Origin of the sequence: Mammaliicoccus sciuri, assembly GCF_025561425.1 — a bacterium.
Lineage (GTDB): Bacteria > Bacillota > Bacilli > Staphylococcales > Staphylococcaceae > Mammaliicoccus > Mammaliicoccus sciuri_A.
Window position 1 is genome coordinate 1765516 of sequence record NZ_CP094824.1, and the last position, 19612, is coordinate 1785127.

Sequence of the window (19612 nt, forward strand, 5' to 3'; positions counted from 1 at the left end):
AATAAATTCACTATTATTTTACTATTTTCTTTGCTACAATATAGAACATAAATTCAGTAAGGAGTGTATATATATGTATCAGCATGATTCTTTATTACTCGCACCAGGTCCTACAACTGTTCCTAGGGAGATTTTAGAAAGTATGAATCAACCTATGACAGGACATAGAACAAAGGAATTTAGTCAAATTATTCATCAAGCATCGAGAGATTTACAAACAATTTTTGGGGCTAAACACCCTGTTGCTATTCTAACTTCATCAGGAACAAGTGCTCTTGAAGCAGCTATGGTTAATGTAGCAAATCCTGAAGATGATATTGTCATTATTGTTTCAGGCGCTTTTGGGGATAGGTTTAGAAAAATCGCATCCTCTTATCCATTTAAGGCACATATTTTTGAAGTTGAATGGGGAAAAGGTGTCGATTTAAAAGAATTTGAAACATATTTAAACTCACTTAATGTTGATGTTAAAGCCGTATTCACACAATTTTGTGAAACGTCTACTTCTGTTAAACACCCTATTAATGCTTTAGGAAAATTAGTTAAACAATTTAATCCTGACATCTATTTTGTAGTAGATGGCGTTAGTATTATTGGCGCAGTTGAAGTAGATATGGAACAAGACAACATCGATGTTCTCGTTTCAGGTAGTCAAAAAGCAATCATGTTACCACCTGGCGCAGCATTTGTAGCATATAATGATAGAGCTATCGAAAGGTTTAAAGAAGTGACAACTTCAAGATTTTACTTAGATTTAAATAAATACATAACTTCTTTAAACGATGATTCAACACCTTTCACACCAGCTGTATCACTTATTAGAGGTGTACAAACTTATTGTGATTTAATTCAAGAAGAAAAATTTGAAAATACAATCAAAAGACACGAAGTATGTAAAACAGCCGTTCGAGAAAGTTTAAAAGCTTTAGATATGGAACTATTAGTTGAAGATGAATTTGCTTCACCTACTGTAACAGCTTTTGTACCAAATAAAGATGAAGTTAAGACGATTAAAGATGAATTACTTGATAGATTCAACATAACAATTGCAGGTGGTCAACAGCATCTTAAAGGAACAATATTAAGAGTTGGTCACATGGGTAAAGTCTCTCCAAATGACATGTTGCAATTTATTAGCGCATTAGAAATTATACTTTCAGAAATACGTGAACAATCAGTACTTGGTAAAGGTGTTTCAAAATTCCAGGAGGTAGTTAATCAATATGTTTAAAGTAATTGTAGTCGATCCAATATCAGAAGAAGGTTTAAAAAGTTTAACAGATCATGAAAAATTCGAAATAGACATCAAAACTGGCTTGAGTGAATCGGAAATCGTTAACATTATCGGTGACTATGATGCTTTAATCGTAAGAAGCCAAACTCAAATCACACCCCCTATTCTAGATGCAGCGAAAAATCTTCGCGTTGTAGCTAGAGCTGGTGTTGGTGTTGATAATATTGATATCGATCACGCAACTAAACAAGGTATTCTTGTTATTAATGCGCCTGATGGTAACACTATTTCTGCAACTGAACATTCTATGGCAATGATTCTTTCTATGGCTCGAAATATTCCAGAAGCACATCGCTCATTACAAGAAGGTAATTGGGATAGAAAAAAATATCGTGGTACTGAATTATACAAGAAGACACTTGGCGTAATTGGTGCAGGTAGAATCGGTTTAGGTGTTGCCAAACGTGCTCAAAGTTTCGGCATGAATATTCTTGCATTTGATCCTTATTTATCTAGCGATGACGCGAAACGTTTAGAAATTACGAGAGCAACTGTAGACGAAATTGCTGAACAAGCAGACTTCATTACAGTGCATACCCCTCTTACACCAAAGACTAAAGGACTAGTTAATGAAGACTTCTTCAATAAAGCGAAACCTAACTTACAAATCATCAACGTAGCTAGAGGTGGTATTATCGATGAAGATGCCTTAATTAAAGCACTTGATGAAGGTAAAATCGAAAAAGCTGCACTAGACGTATTTACCGAAGAACCAGCAAATAACACACCACTTACGCAACATGAAAAAATTATCGTAACACCACATCTTGGTGCTTCAACTATCGAAGCTCAAGAAAAAGTTGCAGTATCTGTTGCAAATGAAATCATTGATATCTTTGAAAATAATAACGTCTTACATGCTGTAAACGCACCACAAATGTCTGGTGAAGTTGAAGCAGAACTGAGACCATTTGTAGAATTAAGTAGAACAACTGGTGAAGTGGGTATCCAACTATTTGAAAAAGGTCCAAGAGAATTAAAAATTAAATATCATGGTGAAATTGCATTAGATGATACAAGTTTAATTACTAGACAACTTGTTATGGGTGTCTTACAACAAGACTTAGGTGATCATGTTAATTTAATCAATGCACTCGTATTGTTAAATGAACAAGGTGTAACGTATCAAATCGAAAAAAATAGTAAAAAATATGGTTTCAGCAACTATATTGAATTAGAATTAGTGAACAAAGACCATTCTATTAAAATCGGTTCAACTGTATTAAATGGTTATGGACCTCGTATCGTAAGAATTAACGACTATCCTGTAGATTTCAAACCAGAAAAACACATGTTACTTATCCATCATAATGACAGACCTGGTATCGTAGGTAAAATGGGACAAATCTTAGGAGAACATGGCATCAATATTGCTTCAATGCACTTAGGTAGACATTCTATCGGTGGAGAAGCATTAATGATATTATCTATAGATGATGAAGCTTCAGATGAAACAATAGATGACTTATTTGCTATTGATGGTTTCCAAAGCATTAAAAAAGTCGAACTAAATAAACAACTATAAACAATAAACCACGCGTTAGATCAATACTGACACGTGGTTTTTTTATGCATATTTAACTAACAAATGCTTTAAGTACGAGTCTTGCTCGATTGTTGTTCATTTCATGAATATCATAGTACGTTAAGATATGTAACCTTAAATCATTGATAAATTTTTCTTCAGATGATTTACCAATACTATTCACTTTGCCTATAATCCATAAAATAAATGACGTTAATACAGTTTGAGAAACATCTTTCATATATTGCTGATCATGAGATATATCAGATTGCTTAATATCATTAATCAAACTATAGACCTCTTTACTCACTATAAATTCTTTAGGACTCGTATCAATCACAATCTTTAGTTCCTCGACAGTTTGTGCTTTATAAAGTGTCCCCTTTTCTTTAATTTGCAGTAATTCATTTCTAGTAGTGTCATAGCTTAAATTAAGGAACTGAGCGATCTCTTTTATTAAATCATCACTATACGAATTAGGATCTTGCTTATTGAGTTTAGAAATTTTCTTATGAGAGAACCCAGTTTGCCTTATAAAGTGGTTTCTATCAGCATCATGATTTTTTAATAAAATATCAATATACATTACTCCAACCCCCATCTGCTTTTCAAAATTTTTCCACACTTCTATTATACAATATTTATAAGTAAATATTGTAATGAAATCTTATAAAAATTTTATTCATCAAAAAATCCCACAAATCTTTGATGATTTGTGGGATTTTCAATTTATAATAATACGTTTCTAATATCTAATACGTTATCTACAATATAATCAGCATGATAATCTTCTAACTCTGCTCTTGCTGACTGACCTTTTAATCCAGTGAGTGTGCCTATAAATGTTGCACCTGTTTTTTGTGCACTCAATAAATCAGCTAATGAATCACCTACTATATATATATCTTGCTCACTAAACACTTGTTCTTGTTCTTTTATATAAGATAAAAATTTCTCTGTGTCATTACCACCATTCGCTACTAAATAGCTAAATGGATTTGGTTTACCGAGTGGTTTAAATTCTGGATAGGTTGTTTCTGCTTTAAGCACTTCTGATGCTGTTCCAATATGGAATTCATCAAATTGTTTTAACCAACCGATTGTCTCAAATGGAACGATTGTTTCTGTTCTTGGTCTACCTGTAGCAATACCAATTTGATATCCTGCTTCTTTTAAATCTTCTAGCAATTGTGTCACTTCATCCACATCAGCTAACACTACTTCTTCTTTTATATAACCATTTTTAAAAGTTGTACGAGGTGTCTTATGTTCAACTTCTTGATATAACTCAGTACCTAAGTACCATTCTTGATAAACTTCTTGTGCAACATCCCAGAACTTACTTTTCAGTTCAAAAATTGAAGCATCTTCTACTTTTAGTTCTTCTTGTGCAAAAGCAATAAGATCATAATAAATATTTTCTTTACCGGAAGTCGCTTTAGATAAAAATCGACGAGGTATTTCTATATTTATTTCTTTACCTACTATTTGTTGAGCATAATTTTTCAAAGTATTGTCGTCAAAGTTAACGTTACTCAAGTCAAGATTTGTAGCTTTTGCTTGCTTTAACAATTCAATTAAATGTGTACTAATCACAATAAAAAGCATATCCCAGTTAGAATTTAAACCTAAAGACTTAAGTTGATTCAGAATTTGATCATCAATAAATATGTCTTTTCTAATTTGTTTAATATCTTGTTCATCTAATGTTTCTATGTCTACTGTTCCTTTTAAGTTTAAATAAGCTTCACTATGTAAAATTTCATAAACTGTTAAAGCAGAAACATCAAAACATCTTTCTTCACTTAAAAAAACACCGTCTACATCAAATAATACTTGTTTCATATTATGCCTCCATTTTTTGAACATTCTGATTATAATTTTAGCATAGATTATGACTGAATACAGTAGTATTACAACATAAGATAAATGAAAACGTTTTACTTTAAGATACAAAAAATCTTACAAGCAAATGGTCGCTTGTAAGATTTTTTAATGTTATTTTTGTCTAGATTTACGAGCGATATACGTCACTTCTTTTTGTAAAGTATTCGTTCTTTCTTCTAATAAAGTCATAATTTTAGCTATTTTTTCACTTTTCTTCATATCACTTGGGAAGTCATTTGGATCGATCGGCTCTCCAAATTTAATAAACGACTTTTGTCTAAACCCAAAAATTGATTTAACTTGTTTAGGCCCTTCAAAAGCAGCTGGTACAATTGGTTTGTTACTTAATACAGCAATCGTTGCAGCCCCTCTTTTTAATGGTGCTTCTCCTGTTTCTACTCTATGACCAGATGGGAAAATACCAACACTTTTACCTTGATTTAATAATTTAACAGGTATTTTTAAAGTACTTGGACCTGGTTTTTCTCTATCAACTGGAAATGCATTCAATGAATGAAAGAATTTATCTGACCAGTCTTTCGAAAACAATTCTTTTTTAGCCATATAATTAATTTCTGTAGGATATAAACTTAAAGCTAACATGATAACTTCTACATATCCTGTATGTGTACACGTAACGATATAAGGTTCATCAGGAACTTTTTCTTTGTTGATTGCTACAATTTGTTTCCCGAATTTTTGAAAAATAGTATGTAAAACAGTACTCGCAAATTTATACATTTAATGACCACTCTCTTCTTAATGATATACATATTCTATCATTGTCGTACTTACGTAACAAGTTTTCATACAAAATATTGTAACAATTTAAAACGACCATATCATTAGCTTTTTAAATGAATTTCTATAATAATTATTTTATGGACAGTGTTTAAGGAGGCAATAAAATGGATCAAAATCAAAATGAGGAGCAACAGAATATTAATAAGACAACTTCAAATGGTTACTATTACAAACAAAAAAATAAAATCCCTTGGTATCAAAGTTGTCTTATCCCATTTATTTCTGGTATTTTAGGCGCGGTATTAATACTCGCATTATATATCGGCGGGACTAAAATAGTAGATGTGTTTAACAATTATAATGATGAAGCGAATATTACAAAAGCACCTGCTAATGAAAAAGGTGGCAATATTAAAGATAATAAATCAAGCAACAAATCCGTTTCTAAAACGATTGAAGATGTTTCACCTTCAATTGTAGGCGTTATTAACAAACAAAAAGCAAACGGGCTTGAATCATTTTTCGGTGGTAACAACTCTGAGGATTCAGATGGGTCTGGTGATTCAGAAGAAACGGGAACAGGTACAGGCGTGATTTATCAATCTAATGGTAATACTACTTACATCGTAACGAACAACCATGTTATAGAAGGTGCAAATGAAATAGAAGTTCGCCTTCATAATGATAAATCAGTAAAAGCCAAACTTGTCGGTACAGATGTTATGACTGACTTAGCAGTATTAAAAATAGAAGGTAATTATAATATTGAACCAATTAAATTCGCAGATTCATCTAAAGTTAAAGCTGGTGAAACAGTATTTGCTTTAGGTAACCCATTAGGTGTTGAATTTGCAAACAGTGTGACACAAGGTATTATTTCTTCAGAAGAACGTACGATGAATGTACAAACTTCACAAGGTGTAACAGAGGCAACAGTAATTCAAACAGATGCTGCCATAAACCCAGGTAACTCAGGTGGCGCATTAATCGACTTAAACGGTAACCTTATAGGTATTAACTCAATGAAAATTTCAAGATCAGATGTAGAAGGTATCGGCTTTGCAATTCCAAGTAATGAAGTAAACAATATCATTAAAGATATTATGTACGACGGTAAAGTTACACGACCTTATATCGGTATCAGTATGATTTCAATAGATGATATACCAAACCAATATAAGAAAGAATTAAATCTCACAACAGATAAAGGTGTTTACATTTCTGAAGTAGATAAAAAAGCAGACAACGGACTTAAAAAAGATGATGTCATTACTAAAGTAGACGATAAAGATGTATCAGACGTTTCTGATATTAAAAATTATATCTACAATGAGAAAAAACCAGGTGACAAAATCACAATCAAATACATTAGAGACGGTAAAACACATACAACAAAAATCACATTAAAAGAACAAAACTAAATTAAAAACCGCATGGGACAATGATAGAGTCCCATGCGGTTTTTCACGTATGTCTTAGTTACACTTTCGACAGTAACTTTACTTAATATATTTAAACATATCACTATAATGTTTACTATTGTATTTTTACTTTCTAGAACATTTCTGTCCCAAACTCCTAAAATTATTTTAATGATTCTGGAAAATCTTGATAGCCTTCTCTAATATTTACAACATTTTCAAATCCTTTGTTTTCTAAGATACCCACGGCGATTGAACTTCTAACACCTGACTGACAATGTACGTATATTTTATCCTCTTTATTAAATGGAATATTTTCATTTAATAATTTACCATGCGGAATATTGACTGCTTGATCTAAGTGCCCATTTTTCCACTCTTCTTCATTACGTACGTCAAGTATATATTCTTCTTTACCAGTCATATCAATGCTATGGATGGATTGGGTTAAAATTTCTGATTTTGGTAAACGATAACCCGCTACATTATCAAAGCCAATTAATTGTAAAGTATGTGTTGCTTGCTCAACGATAGATTTATCACCAATTAAATCTATACTATTTTCATAGTCTAAATACCAACCGATTTGATTAATGAAGTTTTGATTGTAAGGAATATTGATTGTACCTTCAGTATGACCACCATGAAAAGCTTCTTTACTACGAAGATCAAAGGCTATTCTTGCATTATCTAAACTAGGAAAAACGTCGTATGGTTGATACATGTTCATACCAAACTGATTAATTTTTTTCATCTGTGCAAAGTGATGGGGTGGCGCTGGTTGATTTGATGTTAATGTTTCAACAAATTTAGATTCATCTGTTACATTAAATGCCCAGTTATTAATTTTTTCGTAACCTAGCGTAGACATTGGTATAGCACCTAATGCTTTACCACAAGGACTTCCAGCACCGTGTCCAGGCCATATTTGAATATAATCTGGTAAATCTTTAACACCTTCTATAGATTGGAACATCTGTTTTGCACCAATCTCTGTAGTACCTTCTATTTGTACTGATTTTTCTAGTAAATCAGGTCTACCGATATCACCAACAAAAATAAAGTCACCACTAAATAAACCCATTGGAACACTTGAGCCGCCACCTTCATCCGTGAGTAAGAAACTAATACTCTCCGGGGTATGACCAGGTGTATGCAAGACTTCTAATTTAATATTACCTACTTGAATAATATCTTGATTTTTAACAAAATTTGTATGTTCCGGCATATTTTTATAACTTAATTGATCATCACCTTCTCCAGATACATATATTGGCGTTTAAACGTTCTGCCACGTCCCGAATTCCAGAAGCAAAATCAGCGTGAATATGTGTTTCTGCAGCTTGTGTAATTGTAAAACCTTCGCTATCTGCAACTTCCATATATTTTGTTATATCACGAACAGGATCAATTACTATTGCCTCTCCTGTACGTTGACAGCCAACTAAATAAGATGCTTGAGATAAATGATTATCGTAAAATTGTTTGAAAAACATGATAAAACTCCTTTTTTTTAATAGATTTAATTAGATGAATAAATTATGATTCGCATTTTCTGTATCACCAATATAAGTACCTACTCCACCGTACTCAACCTCGTCCCTGAGCTCTTCTTTCTGAATGCCCATAACATCCATGCTCATCGTGCAAGCGATTAATTTGATATCTTGTTCGATAGCTTGATTGATAAGAGATGGTAATGAATCAACATTTTTCTTTTTCATTACATAGCGCATCATGATATTACCTAAACCAAACATATTCATTTTAGAAAGTGGCATGCGTACAGATGATTTAGGCAACATCAAATCAAACATTTTTGCAATGCCTTTCTTTTTAACGTTAACTGTTTGTTCTTTTTTCAACGCGTTAAGTCCCCAAAAAGTAAAGAAGATAGTTACATCTCTTCCTGCAGCTCTAGCGCCATTTGCAATAATCATTGCTGCCACTGCTTTATCTAACTCTCCACTAAATAGTACAATTGTCGTACCTTTAGCAGTATGATTCACTTGTAAGTCTTTTGGTTTTTCTTTTTGAATGATTGCATTAATTCCATTATTACTTTCATCCAATTCAACTAATGTATGCCCTGTTTGTTTCACCCAGCTTTTAATGTCGCTAAGGAAACCAGGATCAGTCACTGTAACTTCAATTTGCTCGCCTACCTCAATATTTTTCATTTCTTTACTAATGTTTACAATTGGACCTGGGCATTGAAGACCACTATAGTTAAATTGTTTACGCTCTGCTTTAATTTCTACATTTGTATTTTCTTCTTGTGTATCGTGATTATTATTTTGTTCTTCATAAGCATTATAGCCACCGTCTAAATTTACAACATCATAACCTTGTTTAGCTAAATATTCACTTGCTTTGCTGCTTCTATTACCACTTTTACAGTGAATATAATAGGTTTTGTTTTTATCTTTATTGAATGATTCAATCTTATCTACAGGATATAATGTAGCATCATTTATGTGTGCTAGCTCATATTCTTCTTCTGTTCTTACGTCAATCAGTTGACCTTGTGCACCTAATTTTTCTAATTCTTGTTTACTGAATTTGTTGATATGCTTTTCGTTATATTGTTTCATAATATCCTCCTTATAAATACCTATAGGGGTATATTAACCGATTGTTTACAGTATGCCAAATACCCTATTGGGTATTTGACATTTTTGGTACTATCTATTATTATGACTTTATTCAATTAAAAGTGGAGGGAATAACTATGCATTATGATAAAAAAATGATTAATCGTATTAATAGAATACAAGGTCAACTCAATGGAGTTATTAAAATGATGGAAGAAGAAAAAGATTGTAAAGATGTCATTACTCAAATCAGTGCATCCAAAAGTTCAATCCAACGTTTGATGGGGATTATCATTAGTGAAAATTTAATAGAATGTGTAAAGGCAGCAGAAGATAATGGTGAAAATTCTGAAGAATTGATTAATGAAGCCGTTAACTTATTGGTAAAAAGTAAATAATGGATATTTCAACTGTTATTATGATGTTACTTATAGGGGGATTCGGGGGCTTTATTTCGGGACTAGTAGGTATCGGTGGTGCTATCATTATTTATCCAGCTATTTTATTATTACCGCCACTATTTGGTGTTCCTGCATACAGCGCATACATCGCTTCAGGTCTTACTTCCAGTCAAGTCTTTTTCAGTACTTTAAGTGGGTCATTAAAAGCGCGAAAAAAAACAGAATTCTCCCCGCCATTAGTTATTTATATGAGTGGAGGTATGATTACAGGGAGCATGTTAGGCGCACTCATAGCAAATTTATTTAATGCTACATTTGTAAATGCGATATATATTATCATTGCTTTAATCGCATTATTTTTAATGTTTATTAACGTAAAACCAAATTTAAATCAATCTTCCTTTAACAAACCATTATTAGTTATGGTTGGTCTTTTCGTTGGTATCATTTCGGGTATAGTTGGAGCAGGCGGCGCTTTTATTATTATTCCTATATTGTTAGTTTTATTCAAATTACCAATGAATATGGTAGTTGCTAATAGTATAGTAATTGCTTTTATATCTTCAATTGGCGCCTTTATCATTAAACTTATACAAAGTTACATTCCTTTAGAAGACGCATTATTTTTAATAATAGGGAGTATTATTTTCGCTCCGTTAGGCTTAAAATTAGGTAAAAAAGTCCCTAGTTTTGTACAAAAATGGATCATCAGTGTTTTAATTATTATTGCAATTATTCAAATTATTTTATAGATAAGAAAGAGAGGTACAACTAATATTTGCACTTCCCTTTCTTATATATAAGGTTAAAACATTCTCATATATTAAGTAAAGTGACACTTTCGACGACTTTTGTTACTATGGCGTACCTTTTTTACACTTCGATAGACTTTTGTAATCATTTCTACTATTATATATACTCCATATAATTCAAAAAAGCATGCTACTCATATCGAGTTGCATGCTTTTTCTATATACATATTTCAAACTAGAATCCTCTACCTGCGCCTCCGCCAGAGAAGCCGCCTCCTCCGCCGAAGCCACCTCCGGAGAATCCGCCACCAGAACTACCTGATGACCCTCCAAAGATAAATGGTCCAGTCATACCACGTCTTGTACCTCTTCTATTTCCACCTCTTGGAGGTCTACCGCCTCCATTTTTGAAGTAAATAATGAAGAATACAATAATAAATATGATAAAGATGATAAATGGTATTTTTCCTAACCCACTACTTTGTGGCTCGTCTTCAGTGAACTTCTTACCATCGTATCCGTAACTTTTAGCTACTTCATCCCACACTGCATCATATAAATTTGTTAAACCTTGACTGTAATAAGCGTTTGCTTTTTTACTATCTTTAGTTTGAGAAGCTTTCTTTTGATAAGGCATGAATTTAGAATCGATCAATTCCCCAACTTTAGAGTCATTGAGGACACCTTCAAGTCCATCTCCAACTGCTATATCAATACCTCTATTATTGTTCTCATTACCGTTATCCATATTTAATAGGATAACAATACCACGATTATGCTTTTGGTCGCCAACTTTATAGTGTCGCCCCGCTTCTAACGCATAATCTTGGCGAGGTGTTTGACCTATTGATTTCATCGTCATTAACAAGATATCTGCATCTGTTCCATCTTGTAATTTTTGACCTTTTTGATTAATTTTGTCTTTATCTTGATCAGTCATTAATTTAGCATGATCTTGTACAAATACAGGCTGTTCTAACTTAGGAAATTTATCATCAGCTGCATGTACGACATAACTTAGTGAAAAAAAGCTAACAATAAGCAAGACACAAAATCGTTTAAAAATTGATTTCATTAAGATTCGTCTCCGCCAAAGTCAACTTTTGGTGCATCTTTAGCTTCACCTTTAGCTTGGAAATATTCTTTCTTATCAAAATTAAATAATCCTGCTACGATACTAGATGGGAATCTACGAGTAGCTTGATTATATTCATTAATAGATTCGTTATAATCTTTTCTAGCTACTGCAATTCTATTCTCAGTACCAGCTAATTCGTCTCTTAATCCTGTAAATTGCTTATCTGCTTTTAAATCTGGATAATTTTCACTGATAGCAAGTAAACGACTTAACGCACTATTAACTTCTCCATTTACTTCTGCTTTTTCTTCTGGCGTATTCGCACCTGCTAATTTACTACGTGCATCTGATACATCTTTGAACACTTTTTCTTCGTGTTTGATGTGAACCCAAATATTTGAACTAAACAAATCAAAATATTGGGGTGCATTCTAATGAGGAAAAAATATGAATTTAAATTCAAACTAAAACTTGTAAAAGAATATTTAGAAGGACATCAAAGTTATAGAACAATTGCTTTAAAATATGGTATTTCAAGTTGGTCTGTCCTTCGGATTTGGGTCAATCAATATAAAGAGTTTGGAGAAGAAGGTTTAGAAATAAAAAGTAGAAATACTGTTTATACTAGCGAATTTAAATTATCTGTTTTAAAATTTAGACAAGAAAATATGTTGTCTTATCAAGATACTGCGAATCACTTTAGAATTATTAATCCTATTATCATTGCCAATTGGCAACATCAATTTGATGAAAAGTGTCGTCTTGATATAGATAATAAACAAAAGGGACAATCTCACACTATGACTAAAAAACGATCTAAATCAGATAATAAAAATTTACCTTTAAATGAAAATGAACGTGAAGAACTTGAAAGACTTAGAAATGAAAATGAGACGTTAAAGGCAGGTATAGCTTATCAAAAAAAGTTACAAGCCTTGACCGACATTTACGGAAGCAAAAATCAGAAATAGTAAAGGTCATTAAGGAACTAAATGAAACATATAATATACGATTAAGTATCTTATTTAAAGTCGCTCAAATAGCTAAATCTGTATACTATTATTGGATAAATAAATTTAGTAAAGCTGATAAAGATGAAACATTGATTCAAGTAATAAAAGAAATATGTGAAGAATCAAACTATACCTATGGTTATCGTCGTATTACACAAGCACTAAGAAATAGAGGTCTTATCGTAAATCATAAAAAAGTACTAAGAATTATGAAAGAACATAATCTAACTTGTACAAAGTTCACACATAGAGGTCGTAAGTATCGTTCCTTTAAAGGTAAAGTTGGTAAAGTAGCTCAAAATATATTAAATCGTAGATTTAAAACAAGTCTCCCATTTCAAAAAGTCGTAACAGATATTACAGAGTTCAAATTAATGAATGGTCAGAAATTATATTTATCACCTTTTATGGACTTATATAGTTCAGAGATTATCAGCTTTAAAATCTCAAGTCGTCCTACATTAGATATAGTCATCAATCCATTAAAAGAAATGATAAAGCGTCGTCCAAACCTAGATCATCGTTTAACGATTCATTCAGATCAAGGCTGGCATTATCAACATTCACAATACACTAGATTATTAAAAGACCATAAAATATTTCAGAGTATGTCTAGAAAAGGTAATTGTCTAGATAATTCAGTTATGGAAAACTTTTTTGGGTTACTTAAACAAGAAATGTATTATGGCCAAGAATTTAAAGATTTTCAGGACCTTGAACAAGCTATTCATCGATATATCGATTTTTATAATAACGAAAGAATCAAATCAAAATTAAAAGGCTTATCTCCCAAAAATTACAGGAGACAAACCTTTGAAATAATATACTAATTAAGGTTTAGATTTTTGGGTTCAGTACAGTTTCGTATAACCTTTAACTGTATCAACTAAGTTAGGAATTAAGTCAACACGTCTTTGAAGCTGATTATCAATATTAGATAATGACTTATCCGCTTCTTCTTCAAGTCCAACTAATCTATTGTATGGACCGATCATAAATAAGCCAATAATAACAATTACTGCTACAACAACAATAATTGGTCCTAAATATTTTTTCATTAAATGTCTCCCTTTCTTTTTATAAATAAATGGTCTTCTTTATTATACAATAAATACCATTTGTATGCGAAAACATACTAAGATTAGTAGCGAAGTAATCTACGACGGTAGATGAACTTCGCTACTTTTTTCATATTCTTTTTCATACCGTTGGTACTTATTTTAAGAATATGAAATAGTAGAAGAGAGAAGTACTCCGATCGGTCTCTAGGGTCATAGAACCCGTAGCAAAAACTGGAGAACTTCACTCTCCTTATGAATTCGATTTTAGTATGTTGGGTCCCTTGAGATCGTGTACAGGAAAATGAACTAAGTAAGGCTAAGTGAAGTTAAAGCTTCTTAAATTTAATAACTTAGGAGTGATTTTTATCGAATATTTTGGTATAGATGTTGGAAAAGGAAAGAGTTTTATTGCACATTATTCAAACAATGAATTTGTTAAAGAATTTGAAATTACCCACGATAATAATGGTTTTGAGTCACTAAACAAATATATAAAGGATTTCGCAGGAGTATATTTTTTATTTGAAGCTACTGGTATATATTCAAAAGTGTTAGAGAAATTCTGTACAGTTAACAACATTTCATTTTGTGTAATTAACCCTCTTGAGGCAAAATTACTAACTAATTCTTTAAGAAATTGGAAAACAGATAAATCTGATGCACATAAACTTGCCGTTTTAGCTAAAAATATAAATAAAAAACCTTCTAGAAATTTAATGGAAGAAAAATACGTAAAACTGAGAGCACTGACAAGATACTATGAAGAAATTAACAATCAACAAAATTACTTAAAAAACCAATTGATTCAGTTACTAGATATGACTTTTCCAGAATTACAAAACCTATTTAAGGATAGATATTCAAAATTGGCTTTACAAGTAGCTAGTAAGTTCCCACATCCTGACTTTGTTGATTCTAATGAAATTGAAGAACTAAAAAATACAATTAATAGTTGTACAGAAAAAATCTATCAGAGAAAAAGAAAGCACAATATGCAAAAAAACTCGTAGAGTTCTCTATGGTCAGTTATCCTTCTGTTTCTAAAGATTCATTTTTAACAGATAAATTAATTTATGTGATTGAAGATTTATTAAATCTAATGAAACGGCATGCTTCTATAAAACAAAGGTTATTAGTGTTAGCTGAGGAATTCGAAGAATTTAAAATAATTAAATCTATTCCTGGCATTGGTGATTTAACAGCCATAATGATTATTGGCGAATTAGGTGACATCAAATCCTTTGATTCTCATAAACAATTGAATGCATATGTAGGCATTGATATAAAAAGATATCAGTCTGGTAAAACGCATTTTAAAGATAAAATTAACAAACGTGGAAACAAACATGCTAGATCATTATTTTACTTAATCATTAAAAATTTCCTGTTGGGTCAAAGGTTATTTAAAAATCATATTATCGACTATTATTACAAATTAAAAAAGCAGCCTAATGGCAAAGGCCACAAGACTGCTTCAATAGCTTGCGTTAACAAGCTACTTAAAACCATTCATTATCTAGTTATAAATAATAAAGAATATGATTATCACTTGTTTCCACACTGATAATCTATTCAAATAAATCATAACATATTGAAAAAATTATTAAATAATAAAGGCTTATTTAGTGATGCCAATTTTAAATACATTTTACTACGTAGTAGTTGACAAATCGTAGGAAAAAGACTGAGACAAACATCGTTGCCTCAGCCCATGTAACTCATAAATATTAAACGTATTTAACCATTGTGTATTTCTTCTTACCTCTTCTAACAATTGTAAATTCGTCATCTATTTTATCTTCGCTTGAAATCTCATGGTTAACATCTTGAATACGTTCACCGTTTAAGTAAATTGCACCATTTGTGATATCTTCACGTGCTTGTCGTTTTGAAGGAGAAACACCTGCTTCAATAATAAAGTCAACAAGTTGTACAGTTTCAGAACTTACTTCAGCTGTTGGCACATCTTTAAAACCTTCTACGATTTCTGATTTTGTTAATGATTTAATATCGCCTTTAAATAGTGCATCTGTAATTCTTTTAGCTTCTTCTACAGCTTCTTCACCATGTATAAAGCCAACCATTTCTTCAGCTAATACTTTTTGAGCTTCTCTTAAATGAGGTGCTTCTTCAACTGTTCTTTCAAGTCTTTCAATTTCTTCTCTATCAAGGAAAGTAAAGTATTTTAAGTATTTTACAACATCGGCATCTTGAGAGTTAATCCAGAATTGGTATAACTCGTAAGCTGATGTTTTACTTCTATCTAACCATACAGTACCTGATTCAGATTTACCGAATTTTTTACCATCTGCTTTTGTAACAAGTGGAATTGTGAAACCGTAAGCTTCAGTGTCACCGTACATTCTTCTCATTAAATCTAATCCTGTCGTGATGTTACCCCATTGGTCTGAACCACCGATTTGCATTTTACAATCGTAATTACGGTTTAAGTATCCGAAATCAATGGCTTGTAAAATCATGTACGTAAACTCAGTGTATGAAATACCTGTTTCTAATCTTGTCTTAACAGAATCTTTAGCTAACATGTAGTTTACACCCACGTGTTTAGCGTAATCTCTTAAGAATGAAATTAAATCTATTTCTTTTAACCAATCTTTATTGTTAACAAGAATAGCAGAACCTTCACCTTCAAAATCAAATATTTTATGCATTTGATTCATAATGCCTCTTGTATTAATTTCCATCTGTTCATTTGATTGTAATTGTCTTTCTTCTGAACGACCTGATGGATCTCCAATCATACCTGTTCCTTCACCAACTAAGACGATTGGTGTGTGACCATGGTTTTGGAAACGACGTAGTGTTAAATATGGTAATAAATGTCCAATGTGCAAACTATCAGCTGTAGGATCTGCACCACAATATATTTTAACTGACTCTCTATTTAATAAGTCTTCAATTTCTTGTTCATCAGTTTGTTGATAAATTAAACCTCTCCATTTTAAATCTTCTAAAAGTTCATTTGTCATTGTATTTTCCTCCTCTAAAATAGAATATAAAAAAGCACCCTCACAAAAAATGTAAGGGTGCTTGAATACACGGTACCACCATACTTATGACGTAAATACATACATCATCACTCTCTAATGTTACGTACATTAAAAACGTTGAACTTGTTGTTATAAAGGTGTATTCATCATTATCACTTTATCAGTTCGCAGCACCACTGACTCTCTTAAAAAGAAAATAATCACTACTTCTCCTTTAGTTCATTACCTTATGCAATTAATTACAAAGTATAATGCTAACTTTTTTAAAAGTCAACACTAAACATATATGTTATAATATTGATGATTAGATTGGAGGTAAAAATTTGAGTTCAAATCAGTCTAAAAACAAACTTAAAGAACAATTTAATCGTTCAAGTAAGAAATATAAAGATACTTTTAAAGAAACAAAATGGTCCCCAAAACTCATATTCCATACTGCATACAATGTAATAAGCAATTTATTTTTCATTATTGTATTTATTAGTTGTTTATTATTAGCTTTAGGATTGGGTATTGGCGGCGGATACTTCGCAGGACTTGTCAAAGATGAAAAAGTAATGTCTAAAAAAGAAATGAAGCAACAACTTTATTCAATGACAGAAAGTACTTCTGTTTATTTTGGTTCTGGAGAGTCACTTGGTCGATTAAAAAGTGATGTCCAAAGGGATGTTATTAAAGGGAAAGACATAAGTAAAAATGTTAAAAATGCACTTATATCAACAGAAGATGAAGACTTCTATAACCATAACGGAATTGTACCTAAAGCTTTTATAAGAGCATCAGTACAAGAAGTACTTGGTAGTGCTAATTCTTCTGGCGGGAGTACATTAACACAACAACTTGTTAAGAACCAACTTTTAACAAATGAAACATCATTTGAACGTAAAGCAAAAGAAATGCTACTTTCAATGAATGTTGAAAAGAACTTATCAAAAGAAGAAATTATTGATAGTTACTTAAACGTCGTTTCATTTGGTAGAAATTCAAATGGTTCTAATATTGCGGGTATTGAAGCCGCTGCTCAAGGTGTATTTGGTAAATCAGCTAAGAATTTAAATATTGCACAATCTGCATATCTTGCTGGATTACCTCAGAATCCTTACACATACACACCTTTCTTACCGAATGGTGATTTAAAAGATGATGAATCCTTGAAATACGGCATCAATCGTCAACACTATGTTCTGAAAAGAATGTATCAAGAAGAAAAAATCACGAAAAAAGAATACGATGAAGCTTTAAAATTCGACATCAAGAAATCATTTGTTGATAAAGTTGAAGAACCTAATCAGAAATATCCATTCTTAACGGAAGAAGTTGAAAAACGTACTGTTGATATTCTTAAATACCATTTAGCAAAAGAAGATAATATTTCTAAGAAAGAACTTGATCAAACGCCTGTTCTTATGACGAAATATACTGAAAAAGCTAATCAAGCTATGCGAACTGAAGGTTACCGTGTAGATACAACGATTGAAAAAGATATGTACGATAAACTTCAAGAAGTTAAAGATAATTCTGGTAGCTACTCTTGGGATAGAGAAGCAAGTTATACAAACAGTGAAGGTAAAAAAGATTCTAAAGAGTTCCAACATGAAGTCGGTGCATTATTAAAAGAAAATCAATCTGGTAAAATACTAGCGTTCGTTGGTGGTAGAGATTACGAAAAATCACAAATCAATCACGCAACAAGTGCTAAACGTTCACCAGGTTCAACAATGAAACCATTACTCACATATGCACCAGCATTTGAAAATGGATTAATCACACCAAACACTGCCCTACTGGATAAAAAATTCGATTTCCAAGGTTATTCACCTGATAACTACGATAGAAGAGAATTTGGACCAGTAACAGTAGATTATGCTTTAAGAAACTCTTTAAACTTAAGTACTTTAAGATTGTATAGCAATGTTCAAGACTACAAACCATGGGAAAACTTAAATAAAATGGGTATGACCGTACCTAAAGATATACAAGATAGTTTAGCCTTAACACTTGGTACAGCAGACTTCACGTTAGAACAAGATGTGAATGGTTACAGTACTTTAGCTAATAAAGGTGAATATAATGAAAGTTATATGATTGAATCTATTAAATCACGAGATGGTGAAGTGATTTATCAACACAAAAAAGATCCGAAACGTATCTTTAGTGAATCAACAACTTATTTAACAACAAGTATTTTAGAAGGTGTACTCGATGACGGTTCAGGTTACCAAATTAAGAATTCATTTGACGGTAACTGGGCTGGTAAAACAGGTACATCACAAGATGCTAAAGATAGCTTGTTTGTAGGATATACACCAAAAGTTACACTTGGTATTTGGATGGGTTATGACCAACCAATAACATTTGATGAAGACAGTCATTATCAATTATTTATGTGGAGAGATATGGTTAATGCATTATCCTCTACAGATAGAGAAAAATTAGGATACGATAGTGAATTCTCTAGACCTAGCACAGTTAAAGAAGACAAAATTTGCCAATACACAAATTCTACCGGAAGCTGTAGCAGCGGCGAATCTAAATCTTCTACATTATTATCTGATAAAGTCGATACTTCGAATAAAGATATTAATTCCGACTACGTATTAAAACGACTAGGACAAGCAATTGATACTAACACATCATCAAAAGTTAAACCAAAAGAACGCGTATCTAAAAATTCTAAAGAAGCTTGGTCATATAAATCAAGCAGCAATAAAGATAGTAATTCAAACAGCAATAGTAAGCCATCCAGTGGTACAAGCACCGAACCACCAAGTGGCAATAATTAGATAAATCGTTTATAACACCTCATTTTCAGTGAAAATGAGGTGTTATTT

General features: G+C 31.9%; 15 protein-coding genes, 3 pseudogenes and 1 other annotated feature. Of the genes and pseudogenes, 9 read left to right on the forward strand and 9 right to left on the reverse strand.

Features of this window, described 5'->3' with window-relative positions:
• Positions 1–73 precede the first annotated feature (73 nt).
• Positions 74–1231 (forward strand): pyridoxal-phosphate-dependent aminotransferase family protein, encoded by a 1158-nt coding sequence (locus MUA60_RS09115; RefSeq protein ID WP_262647982.1) that lies wholly within the window; start codon positions 74–76, stop codon positions 1229–1231.
• Positions 1224–2819, forward strand: coding sequence for a phosphoglycerate dehydrogenase (gene serA, locus MUA60_RS09120; protein ID WP_025905517.1), 1596 nt, complete (start codon positions 1224–1226; stop codon positions 2817–2819). The genes MUA60_RS09115 and serA overlap by 8 nt, the downstream gene beginning before the upstream one ends.
• Before the next feature lie 52 nt (positions 2820–2871).
• On the opposite strand, the gene MUA60_RS09125 is transcribed toward serA, so the two are convergent.
• The 3 genes from MUA60_RS09125 to MUA60_RS09135 all read right to left on the reverse strand — a co-directional run bounded on the left by MUA60_RS09125 (position 2872) and on the right by MUA60_RS09135 (position 5447).
• Positions 2872–3405, reverse strand: coding sequence for a hypothetical protein (locus MUA60_RS09125; RefSeq protein WP_262647984.1), 534 nt, complete (start codon positions 3403–3405; stop codon positions 2872–2874).
• 143 nt (positions 3406–3548) lie between these two features.
• Positions 3549–4664 (reverse strand): HAD family hydrolase, encoded by a 1116-nt coding sequence (locus MUA60_RS09130; RefSeq protein ID WP_262647985.1) that lies wholly within the window; start codon positions 4662–4664, stop codon positions 3549–3551.
• Positions 4665–4817: 153 nt separating this feature from the next.
• On the reverse strand, positions 4818–5447 hold the full coding sequence (locus tag MUA60_RS09135) for a lysophospholipid acyltransferase family protein (protein ID WP_262647986.1): 630 nt from the start codon (positions 5445–5447) through the stop codon (positions 4818–4820).
• 167 nt (positions 5448–5614) lie between these two features.
• On the opposite strand from MUA60_RS09135, the gene MUA60_RS09140 reads away from it, so the two are divergent.
• Complete coding sequence (locus MUA60_RS09140; RefSeq protein WP_262647987.1) at positions 5615–6871, forward strand: S1C family serine protease; 1257 nt, start codon at positions 5615–5617, stop codon at positions 6869–6871.
• Between the two features lie 163 nt (positions 6872–7034).
• Here the strand turns inward: MUA60_RS09140 and cstB are convergent.
• Positions 7035–8367 (reverse strand): annotated as a pseudogene (gene cstB / locus MUA60_RS09145) (persulfide dioxygenase-sulfurtransferase CstB).
• Positions 8368–8397: 30 nt separating this feature from the next.
• Complete coding sequence (gene cstA / locus MUA60_RS09150) at positions 8398–9465, reverse strand: persulfide response sulfurtransferase CstA (RefSeq protein ID WP_262647988.1); 1068 nt, start codon at positions 9463–9465, stop codon at positions 8398–8400.
• Positions 9466–9602: 137 nt separating this feature from the next.
• On the opposite strand from cstA, the gene cstR reads away from it, so the two are divergent.
• A complete protein-coding gene (gene cstR, locus MUA60_RS09155) occupies positions 9603–9863 on the forward strand; it encodes a persulfide-sensing transcriptional repressor CstR (protein ID WP_019468539.1) in 261 nt (86 codons plus the stop codon).
• A complete protein-coding gene (locus MUA60_RS09160; RefSeq protein WP_262647989.1) occupies positions 9863–10618 on the forward strand; it encodes a sulfite exporter TauE/SafE family protein in 756 nt (251 codons plus the stop codon). The genes cstR and MUA60_RS09160 overlap by 1 nt, the downstream gene beginning before the upstream one ends.
• 235 nt (positions 10619–10853) lie before the next feature.
• Here the strand turns inward: MUA60_RS09160 and MUA60_RS09165 are convergent, their stop codons facing one another.
• On the reverse strand, positions 10854–11693 hold the full coding sequence (locus MUA60_RS09165) for a TPM domain-containing protein (RefSeq protein WP_262647991.1): 840 nt from the start codon (positions 11691–11693) through the stop codon (positions 10854–10856).
• Positions 11693–12082 (reverse strand): annotated as a pseudogene (locus tag MUA60_RS09170) (LemA family protein); the annotation flags it as partial. The pseudogene MUA60_RS09170 and the gene MUA60_RS09165, both read right to left, overlap by 1 nt.
• Positions 12083–12130: 48 nt before the next feature.
• Here MUA60_RS09170 and MUA60_RS09175 point away from each other — a divergent pair.
• Together MUA60_RS09175 and MUA60_RS09180 are read left to right on the forward strand one after the other, a co-directional pair.
• The gene (locus tag MUA60_RS09175; protein WP_262647992.1) at positions 12131–12667 is read left to right on the forward strand and encodes a transposase; all 537 of its coding nucleotides are present in this window, start codon (positions 12131–12133) and stop codon (positions 12665–12667) included.
• Positions 12668–12675: 8 nt separating this feature from the next.
• Positions 12676–13539, forward strand: a complete 864-nt coding sequence (locus tag MUA60_RS09180; protein WP_262650538.1) for an IS3 family transposase — start codon at positions 12676–12678, stop codon at positions 13537–13539.
• Between the two features lie 21 nt (positions 13540–13560).
• Here the strand turns inward: MUA60_RS09180 and MUA60_RS09185 are convergent, their stop codons facing one another.
• Complete coding sequence (locus tag MUA60_RS09185) at positions 13561–13767, reverse strand: LemA family protein (RefSeq protein ID WP_262647993.1); 207 nt, start codon at positions 13765–13767, stop codon at positions 13561–13563.
• A 368-nt stretch (positions 13768–14135) separates the two neighbouring features.
• On the opposite strand from MUA60_RS09185, the pseudogene MUA60_RS09190 reads away from it, so the two are divergent.
• Positions 14136–15334 (forward strand): annotated as a pseudogene (locus MUA60_RS09190) (IS110 family RNA-guided transposase).
• Positions 15335–15497: 163 nt separating this feature from the next.
• On the opposite strand, the gene tyrS reads toward MUA60_RS09190, so the two are convergent.
• A complete protein-coding gene (gene tyrS / locus MUA60_RS09195) occupies positions 15498–16760 on the reverse strand; it encodes a tyrosine--tRNA ligase (protein ID WP_262647994.1) in 1263 nt (420 codons plus the stop codon).
• 50 nt (positions 16761–16810) lie between these two features.
• Positions 16811–17004: a binding site (T-box leader), on the reverse strand.
• Between the two features lie 100 nt (positions 17005–17104).
• Between tyrS and MUA60_RS09200 the strand changes: the two genes are divergently transcribed.
• Positions 17105–19564 (forward strand): transglycosylase domain-containing protein, encoded by a 2460-nt coding sequence (locus tag MUA60_RS09200; protein WP_262647995.1) that lies wholly within the window; start codon positions 17105–17107, stop codon positions 19562–19564.
• The last annotated feature ends 48 nt before the right edge of the window (positions 19565–19612 follow it).

Excerpts from the sequence above, each read along its gene's own strand:
- MUA60_RS09125 (WP_262647984.1), bottom strand. The coding sequence starts at position 3,405 with ATGTATATTGATATTTTATTAAAAAATCATGATGCTGATAGAAACCAC.
- MUA60_RS09185 (WP_262647993.1), bottom strand. The coding sequence starts at position 13,767 with ATGAAAAAATATTTAGGACCAATTATTGTTGTTGTAGCAGTAATTGTT.
- tyrS (WP_262647994.1), bottom strand. The coding sequence starts at position 16,760 with ATGACAAATGAACTTTTAGAAGATTTAAAATGGAGAGGTTTAATTTAT.
- MUA60_RS09140 (WP_262647987.1), top strand. The coding sequence starts at position 5,615 with ATGGATCAAAATCAAAATGAGGAGCAACAGAATATTAATAAGACAACT.
- MUA60_RS09160 (WP_262647989.1), top strand. The coding sequence starts at position 9,863 with ATGGATATTTCAACTGTTATTATGATGTTACTTATAGGGGGATTCGGG.
- cstR (WP_019468539.1), top strand. The coding sequence starts at position 9,603 with ATGCATTATGATAAAAAAATGATTAATCGTATTAATAGAATACAAGGT.
- MUA60_RS09175 (WP_262647992.1), top strand. The coding sequence starts at position 12,131 with ATGAGGAAAAAATATGAATTTAAATTCAAACTAAAACTTGTAAAAGAA.
- MUA60_RS09130 (WP_262647985.1), bottom strand. The coding sequence starts at position 4,664 with ATGAAACAAGTATTATTTGATGTAGACGGTGTTTTTTTAAGTGAAGAA.
- MUA60_RS09115 (WP_262647982.1), top strand. The coding sequence starts at position 74 with ATGTATCAGCATGATTCTTTATTACTCGCACCAGGTCCTACAACTGTT.
- cstA (WP_262647988.1), bottom strand. The coding sequence starts at position 9,465 with ATGAAACAATATAACGAAAAGCATATCAACAAATTCAGTAAACAAGAA.
- MUA60_RS09135 (WP_262647986.1), bottom strand. The coding sequence starts at position 5,447 with ATGTATAAATTTGCGAGTACTGTTTTACATACTATTTTTCAAAAATTC.
- MUA60_RS09165 (WP_262647991.1), bottom strand. The coding sequence starts at position 11,693 with ATGAAATCAATTTTTAAACGATTTTGTGTCTTGCTTATTGTTAGCTTT.
- serA (WP_025905517.1), top strand. The coding sequence starts at position 1,224 with ATGTTTAAAGTAATTGTAGTCGATCCAATATCAGAAGAAGGTTTAAAA.